This window comes from uncultured Enterococcus sp., from assembly GCF_913775425.1.
In the GTDB taxonomy this organism is placed as follows: domain Bacteria; phylum Bacillota; class Bacilli; order Lactobacillales; family Enterococcaceae; genus Enterococcus_G.
On sequence record NZ_CAJYIS010000022.1, the window covers coordinates 1 to 7,940 of the forward strand.

At 38.6% G+C, this 7,940-nt stretch carries 7 protein-coding genes; 3 read left to right on the forward strand and 4 right to left on the reverse strand.

Annotated features, from left to right (window positions below):
* Positions 1 to 29: 29 nt before the first annotated feature.
* From tig to yihA, 3 genes are all read left to right on the forward strand, one after another.
* Positions 30 to 1,310, forward strand: coding sequence for a trigger factor (tig, locus tag QZ413_RS02410; protein ID WP_297075927.1), 1,281 nt, complete (start codon positions 30 to 32; stop codon positions 1,308 to 1,310).
* 260 nt (positions 1,311 to 1,570) lie between these two features.
* Complete coding sequence (clpX, locus tag QZ413_RS02415) at positions 1,571 to 2,815, forward strand: ATP-dependent Clp protease ATP-binding subunit ClpX (RefSeq protein WP_297075930.1); 1,245 nt, start codon at positions 1,571 to 1,573, stop codon at positions 2,813 to 2,815.
* A gap of 51 nt (positions 2,816 to 2,866) precedes the next feature.
* Positions 2,867 to 3,457 (forward strand): ribosome biogenesis GTP-binding protein YihA/YsxC, encoded by a 591-nt coding sequence (gene yihA, locus QZ413_RS02420; RefSeq protein ID WP_297075933.1) that lies wholly within the window; start codon positions 2,867 to 2,869, stop codon positions 3,455 to 3,457.
* A gap of 13 nt (positions 3,458 to 3,470) precedes the next feature.
* On the opposite strand, the gene QZ413_RS02425 is transcribed toward yihA, so the two are convergent.
* The 4 genes from QZ413_RS02425 to QZ413_RS02440 all read right to left on the reverse strand — a co-directional run bounded on the left by QZ413_RS02425 (position 3,471) and on the right by QZ413_RS02440 (position 7,367).
* Complete coding sequence (locus QZ413_RS02425; RefSeq protein ID WP_297075935.1) at positions 3,471 to 3,629, reverse strand: SPJ_0845 family protein; 159 nt, start codon at positions 3,627 to 3,629, stop codon at positions 3,471 to 3,473.
* A 91-nt stretch (positions 3,630 to 3,720) separates the two neighbouring features.
* Positions 3,721 to 5,682 (reverse strand): fructose-specific PTS transporter subunit EIIC, encoded by a 1,962-nt coding sequence (locus tag QZ413_RS02430; RefSeq protein WP_297075937.1) that lies wholly within the window; start codon positions 5,680 to 5,682, stop codon positions 3,721 to 3,723.
* An 18-nt stretch (positions 5,683 to 5,700) separates the two neighbouring features.
* Positions 5,701 to 6,615, reverse strand: a complete 915-nt coding sequence (gene pfkB, locus QZ413_RS02435; protein ID WP_297075940.1) for a 1-phosphofructokinase — start codon at positions 6,613 to 6,615, stop codon at positions 5,701 to 5,703.
* Positions 6,612 to 7,367, reverse strand: a complete 756-nt coding sequence (locus QZ413_RS02440) for a DeoR/GlpR family DNA-binding transcription regulator (RefSeq protein ID WP_297075942.1) — start codon at positions 7,365 to 7,367, stop codon at positions 6,612 to 6,614. The genes pfkB and QZ413_RS02440 overlap by 4 nt, the downstream gene beginning before the upstream one ends.
* Between the last annotated feature and the right edge of the window lie 573 nt (positions 7,368 to 7,940).

Sequence of the window (7,940 nt, forward strand, 5' to 3'; positions counted from 1 at the left end):
ACAATAGACAGATATTCGGAGGGAATTACATGACTGCAAAGTTTGAAAAAAAAGGCACAAATGATGGTGTATTGACATTTTCAATTGCAAATGAAGAAATCCAAAAAGGATTGACAACTGCATTTAATCGCGTGAAAGGAAACTTAAACGTACCTGGATTCCGTAAAGGGAAAGTTTCACGTACTGTATTTAACCGTATGTACGGCGAAGAAGCATTGTATGAAGATGCATTGAACGCTGTTTTACCAGCAGCTTATGAAGCAGCTGTTTTAGAAGCTGGAATCGATCCAGTTGCACAACCAAAAATCGATGTGAAAAGCATGGATAAAGGTGAAGCTTGGACGATCGAAGCAGAAGTAACTGTAAAACCTGAAGTAAAATTAGGTGAATACAAAAACTTAACTGTTGAAAAACAAGATACTGAAGTAACAGATGAAGACGTAGACGCACGTGTGAAATCTGCTCAAGAACAACAAGCTGAATTAGCAATCAAAGAAGATGCTGCTGTTGAAGGTGATACAGTTGTGATCGATTTTGAAGGTTTTGTTGGCGAAGAAGCTTTTGAAGGTGGAAAAGGTGAAAACTATTCATTAGAATTAGGTTCTGGTTCATTCATTCCAGGTTTCGAAGAGCAATTAGTTGGCCAAAAAGCTGGTGACTCTCTAGACGTTACAGTAACTTTCCCTGAAGACTACCAAGCAGAAGACTTAGCAGGCAAAGAAGCTGTCTTCAAAGTAACTGTTCATGAAGTAAAAGCAAAAGAACTTCCTGAATTAGATGACGAATTTGCAAAAGACGTTGATGATAGCGTATCTTCATTAGCTGAATTAAAAGAAAAATTCCGTCAAGAATTAACTGAAAGCAAAGCGCAAGCAGCTAAAGATGCTGTTGAAGAAGCGGCAATTCGCCAAGCAGTGGAAAATGCTGAAATCGTTGAATTACCACACGTAATGGTTCACGATGAAGTACACCGTGCAATGGACGAATTCTTAAACAACATGCAACGTCAAGGAATCTCTCCTGAAATGTACTACCAATTAACTGGTTCTACAGAACAAGACTTGCACCAACAATTTGAAGCAGAAGCAGACACTCGCGTGAAAACGAACTTAGTGATCGAAGCGATTGCAAAAGCTGAAGGCTTAGAAGCAACTGAAGAAGAAATCGCTAATGAAATCAAAGAGCTTTCTGAAACATACAACATGCCAGAAGCACAAGTGAAACGCGTATTGACTGAAGATATGCTAAAACACGACGTAACAATGAAAAAAGCTGTTGACTTAGTTACTTCTACTGTTGTTGAAGCGTAATTCAATCGATAAAAACTAGCAACTCCATTTGGGGTTGCTAGTTTTTTTACGGTTCCGGCTAGAATTGATGAGCAAAAAGTATGATGATTTATTATTCAAATATAACGGAAAACTATTCAAACTTTATTCTTTCATTAATTTCCCTAAAAAGCAGATAGCAATGACTTTTTCTTTCCTGTAGAATATGCTATTATGGAGAAATGAAGTGTATAGATTGCTTTTTACTATTTTACGTAAAAAAGCAGTAAGGGGTGACGAATTTGTACGAAAATACAAATGGAAATGAAACAGTACGTTGCTCTTTTTGTGGCAAAGCCCAAGAAGAAGTAAGAAAATTAGTAGCCGGTCCAGGCGTGTATATCTGTGACGAATGTATTGAATTGTGTAAAGAGATCATCGATGAAGAATTTTCTGAAGATACGATTCACGAGTTACTAGAAGTGCCAAAACCACAAGAGCTATTAAAAACTTTAAATGAATACGTGATTGGTCAAGACCGTGCCAAACGAGCATTAGCCGTAGCGGTATACAACCACTATAAACGAATCAATGCCAACAATGAAACAGATACAGCAGACGTTGAGCTACAAAAAAGTAACATTTGTTTGATTGGACCAACTGGTTCTGGGAAAACATTTTTAGCACAAACACTTGCTAAAAGCTTGAATGTGCCATTTGCGATCGCAGATGCAACGAGTTTGACAGAAGCTGGATATGTAGGAGAAGATGTTGAAAATATCTTATTAAAACTGTTGCAAGCTGCTGACTTTGATGTTGAATATGCACAAAGCGGAATTATCTATATTGACGAAATCGATAAAATCGCACGTAAAAGTGAGAATGTATCGATCACGCGTGACGTTTCTGGTGAAGGTGTGCAACAAGCATTACTGAAAATTTTAGAAGGCACAACAGCGAATGTTCCGCCACAAGGTGGTCGTAAACATCCACATCAAGAAATGATCCAAATCGACACAAGCAACATCTTATTTATTGTAGGTGGTGCGTTTGATGGGATCGAAACAATCGTCAAAAATCGTATGGGTGAAAAAACGATCGGTTTTGGAAGCAATAACCAAAAAGTGCCGGACAAAGATAGTGTCATGAAATACATTATCCCGGAAGATTTATTGAAATTTGGTTTGATTCCTGAGTTCATCGGACGTTTACCGGTAATGGCTGCATTAGACAAATTGACCGTTGATGATTTAGTGCATATCTTAACGGAACCTAAGAATGCTTTGGTCAAACAATATACGAAATTATTAGCTTTAGATGATACAGAGCTAGTGTTTGAAGACGACGCATTACGCGCAATCGCGCAAAAAGCGATCGAACGCAACACAGGAGCGCGCGGATTACGTTCGATTATCGAAGAAATCATGATGGACATCATGTTTGACGTACCTTCAGATGAAGCGATTGCCAAAGTAATCATCACAAAAGCCGCAGCACTTGAAGAAGAAAAACCAGTAATTATTTATACAGAAGAAAAAGCTGGATAGAAAAAGTGGGGGAAATCGCATTTGGATTTCCCCTTTTTTAGGAGGAATACTATGAAAGTACACAATGCCGATATCGTGATTAGTGCCGTATCGCCTGCCCAATATCCGGAGACGGATCTACCAGAGATTGCTTTAGCAGGACGATCTAATGTTGGGAAATCATCTTTTATCAACACATTAGTCGATCGTCGTAACCTAGCTCGAACATCATCAAAACCCGGAAAAACGCAAACATTAAATTTTTTCTTGATTGAAAATGCGCTACATTTTGTAGACGTCCCAGGATATGGCTATGCAAAAGTATCAAAAACAGAGCGAGCAAAATGGGGCAAAATGATCGAGACGTATTTAGCTGAGCGCGAACAATTGAAATCCGTGATTTCATTAGTTGATCTACGTCATGCACCTTCAGTAGAAGATGTTCAGATGTATCAATTTTTGAAATACTATGATATTCCAGTAATCGTAGTCGCTACAAAAGCCGACAAGATTCCACGTAGTAAATGGAATAAACATATTAGTGTGATCAAAAAAGCCTTAGATTTTGATGAACAAGATGAATTCATCTTATTTTCTTCGGTGACGAAACAAGGAAAAGAAGAAGCCTGGGCTGCAATTGAAGCTGCGATGGTTCGACCATAAAAAAAGGAGCGCTCTAATTTGAGTGCTCCTCTTTTTGTTTCTTTTCCTCGTCATCTTCTGGAAGTAAAAAACGGCTGATATCGACAGCTTCTTTTTCTTCTTCAGGAGGTAAAAATGCAAAATCTTCTAGACGTTTATCTAAGGCGTCATCACGTTGAAATTTTAATCCCATGTTGAATTCCTCCATTTCAATTACTTGTAGTGTACCATGAAGTAAAAAAAATAAAAAGCTAGCCGAATGACTCGGCTAGCTTTTTTAGACTTTATTTAGCAACTGGTTTTTTTAATAATCCGAAGATCACACCAGAAACGATTGCTCCGATAAAGATGAATAACAAGTACATTAATGGGTTGCTTACCAATGGAATAACGAAGATTCCACCATGCGGAGCTAGAGATTTAATATCTAAAGCACCAACTAGACCACCAGTTAAAGCAGAACCGATTACGAAACTTGGGATCGCACGTAATGGATCGGCTGCAGCAAATGGAATCGCACCTTCAGTTACAAATGAAAGTCCCATTACGATATTAGTCAAACCAGCATCAACTTGACTTTGGTCAAATTTTTTCTTGAATAAAGTAGTGGCTACAAAAATTGCTAATGGAGGAACCATACCACCGGCCATAACAGCAGCCATAACGACTGAACCACCAGAAGTAACAGATTCTGCTAAACTTAATGTCGCAAACACATAAGCGGCTTTATTGATAGGTCCACCTAAATCGACAGCCATCATACCTGCAACTAAAATTCCAAGTAATACTGCGTTCGCACCACTTAATGATGATAAGAAGTTGTTTAACGCTGTGTTGATCGCACTTACTGGGATATTGATGAAAGTCATTAAGAATCCAGTAATCAATAATCCAAAGAAAGGATAGAACAAGATTGTTTTAATTCCACCAAGTGATTTTGGTAGACCACTGAAGATTTTTTTCAAGAATAAGATTACGTAACCTGCTAAGAAACCGCCGATCAACGCACCTAGGAAACCAGCACTCTTCGGTTCACCACCAAAGTTGTTAAAGGCATACCCACTACTTGCTAACGCACCAGCTGCAAATCCGACGATCAAACCAGGACGATCGGCAATACTTGCTGCGATATATCCAGCAAACACAGGTAACATAAAGGCAAAAGCTGCACTACCGATTTGGTTGAAGTTTGCGGCCATTGGATGGTATGAGCCTAATTTACTTAATTGATCTTGAGGTACACCCATAAATTGGTCGATCATAAACGATAGGGCGATCATGATCCCACCAGCGATAACGAATGGTAACATGTGGGATACACCATTCATCAAGTTTTTGTAGATCTCTTGACCGACAGAACCTTTAGACGTTTCTTCTTCTGAACTGCTGCTGTTATTTTCAGCATGATAAACAGGTGCTTTTCCTTCAACAGCTAATGTCAATAATTCTTCTGTCTTACGGATTCCATCACCAACTGGACGATTCAATAATTTTTTACCATCAAAACGGTCCATTTCGACTTTTTTATCGGCTGCAACGATAACGGCAGTGGCGCGTTCGATATCTTCAGCCGTTAGACGATGTTTGATTCCATCTGAACCATTTGTTTCAACTTTGATATCGATACCCATTTCTTTGGCTTTTTTCTTTAATGAATCTTCAGCCATATAGGTGTGGGCGATTCCAGTTGGACAAGCGGTAACAGCGATCACATAAGGACGATCACTCGCTGTAGGAGCAGCTTGTGCTTGAGCCTCAGCTTTTGCTTCAGCTTCTTTTTCTTTTGCTTCTTCTGCTTCAGCCGCTGCAAAAATCGCTTGGACTTGATCAGGTGTTTGAACACCTTTTAAGCTTTCCACAAATTCTGGGTTGATCAATTGGCGAGATAAGGCCGCTAATGCTTGTAAATGAGTATCATTGGCACCGTCTGGAGCAGCGATCATAAAGAATAAGAAAGTCGGTTGACCGTCTAATGCTTCATAGTCTACACCAGCATTTGATTTCGCAAACAATACAGTTGCTTCTTTTACAGCTGCATTTTTTGAGTGAGGCATAGCGATTCCGTCGCCTAAACCAGTTGATGTTTGGGTTTCACGTGCTAAAATCCCTTCTTTAAAGGTTTCAACGTCACTGATACGGCCAGTGTCGTATAATTTTTGGACCATTTCATCGATAGCACCGCGCTTGTCAGTCGCTTTCAAATCCATGATCATAGCATCTTTTACTAAAAGATCGTTGATTTTCATTTTATTTCCCCCTGTATATTAAGATAGTTTGGTAATGACAACTTCAGGTAACAATTCGTGAATAAAATCTGCGGTAGCAAGATCATCTGAAAATGCTGTTGCACTTCCACAAGCCACGCCCCATTTGAAAGCTTCGATAGGATCTTGATCTTTAGCAAATGCCCCAATGAAACCTGCGATCATTGAATCACCAGCCCCAACTGAGTTTTTCAAAGGACGTTTTAAGACGTTTGATTGGTAGATCCCTTGATCACAAAATAGTAAAGCACCATCGCCAGCCATTGAGATCAAGACATTTTTAGCTCCAGTTTCACGTAATTTTTCAGCATAAGGAAAGATATCTTCCATTTTTTCAAATTTCGTGTGGTACATTTCAGCTAATTCATGATTATTTGGTTTTACCAATAAGGGTTGAGAAGAAAGTGAGTTCAATAGATCTTCACCAGTTGTGTCGATGACAAATTCAGCACCTTTTTCTTTGATCAATGTGATCAGTTCTTGGTAAAAGTTGGCACGTAAGCTTTTTGGTGTACTACCAGCTAAGACTACGATATCACCAGCGGTTACTTGAGATAATGCGTCTTTTAAAGCTGTGATCTCATCATCTGATAACACGGGGCCGACCCCATTGATTTCAGTTTCTTCACCAGCTTTTAATTTGATATTGATACGCGTATCGTCTTGAACGCTTGTAAATGCGCAATTGATTCCTTCTTGTGTTAACCAGTCACTGATAAATGTACCAGTGAATCCACCAAGAAAGCCTAACGCAACAGAATCAGTACCGACGCGTTTTAAAATACGTGAGACATTGATTCCTTTTCCACCAGGGAGTTTAAAATCAGTTGCCATACGGTTTACCGCGCCCATTTCCAATTGATCGACATGCACGATGTAATCGATGGAAGGGTTTAATGTCATTGTATAAATCATATTATGACCTCCTTTATAGTTGTATGTAGGGATAATCGTTTACGAATATCAGAAGGACAGTGATCAGTAATAATTTCAGCAGCATGTACGGGTGCAACTTGAACAAAATTGATCGTTTGAAATTTTGTCGCGTCCGCTAGAATAAACGGTCGTGCGCTGTTTTTTAGACCAATTCGTTTGAGATGAGCTTCTTCGATGTCTGGTGTCGTAAATCCTGCATGTAGATCAATCCCGTTGATTCCAATAAACGCTTGGTCAAAACGATATTGTTGCAGTTGTTCACTTGTCGTGACACCGGTAGAGGCTTGTGTAGAAAGTTTGACATTGCCACCTAAAATGATTGTTTCGATTTGATAGTCACTCAGCTGGGCTGCGTGTTTTACCGAATTCGTCACGACTTTTAGTTGGACGTCAGTTGGTAAAAAGGGAATCATCTGGAAAGTAGTTGTTCCAGCATCTAAATAAATAATTTCATTTGGCTGAATGAGTGAAGCCGCATATTTGGCGATAGCAATCTTGCCTTCGACATTGACTTGGCTTTTTTCATTCATATTTGCTTCAACGTTCAAAGTGTTGACTTTTTTTGCGCCTCCGTGGACACGCAATAGTAGACCGTGGTCTTCCATAAACTGTAAATCTCGTCGAATCGTAGACTCGGAAACGTTCAATGAATCAGTCAATTCAGTAAGCGTCACCATCTCATATTCTTTTAATAAAGAAAGGATTCGTTGTCGCCGTAGTTCTGTAAGCATTTACAATCACCCCATCACGCAGTATATTAGCATAGAATTTCGTATTAATCAATCAAAAACAGTCAAAAACAGTAATAAACAATCAAAAAAACCCTTTCTTTATGAAAGGGTTTTGGGCGAAATTTCATATTATTCTAATCTGCATAAATTTACATAAAAATCAAAACGCTTCCTATATAATGTAAAGCGTTTTAACTAGAGTGTTTTACTGTCTATCTGATAGATGAAATTAAGAGAAATATGAGAGTCCGTTTGTGGTGAACTAGTCAAAAATGAGTTCCCAGATGTGTAAACGATAAAGTAAGGAACAAAAGAGAAGTTACTTATGGAAAGTTAGACATTAGTATGGGAAGAAAGAATAGGGGATGATGTTTACAGAAGTTGGGGGATCTGATTATTGAATAGATAAAAAACATTTCGAATATTGGGAAGAGTGTACTGATAAATCGTTTAAAAAAGTAGATATCAAGACTTAGATCGTAATGATACCAAGGAATATCAAAAGAACATAAATCACATTTTACTAAGTAAACATATATTTCAGATAGACTTCTTGAATTACCGGTGCAAAGG

Bases quoted from the DNA above. Each gene is read 5' to 3' on its own strand.
- QZ413_RS02430 (WP_297075937.1), bottom strand. From the start codon at position 5,682: ATGAAAATCAACGATCTTTTAGTAAAAGATGCTATGATCATGGATTTG.
- yihA (WP_297075933.1), top strand. From the start codon at position 2,867: ATGAAAGTACACAATGCCGATATCGTGATTAGTGCCGTATCGCCTGCC.
- pfkB (WP_297075940.1), bottom strand. From the start codon at position 6,615: ATGATTTATACAATGACATTAAACCCTTCCATCGATTACATCGTGCAT.
- QZ413_RS02425 (WP_297075935.1), bottom strand. From the start codon at position 3,629: ATGGGATTAAAATTTCAACGTGATGACGCCTTAGATAAACGTCTAGAA.
- QZ413_RS02440 (WP_297075942.1), bottom strand. From the start codon at position 7,367: ATGCTTACAGAACTACGGCGACAACGAATCCTTTCTTTATTAAAAGAA.
- tig (WP_297075927.1), top strand. From the start codon at position 30: ATGACTGCAAAGTTTGAAAAAAAAGGCACAAATGATGGTGTATTGACA.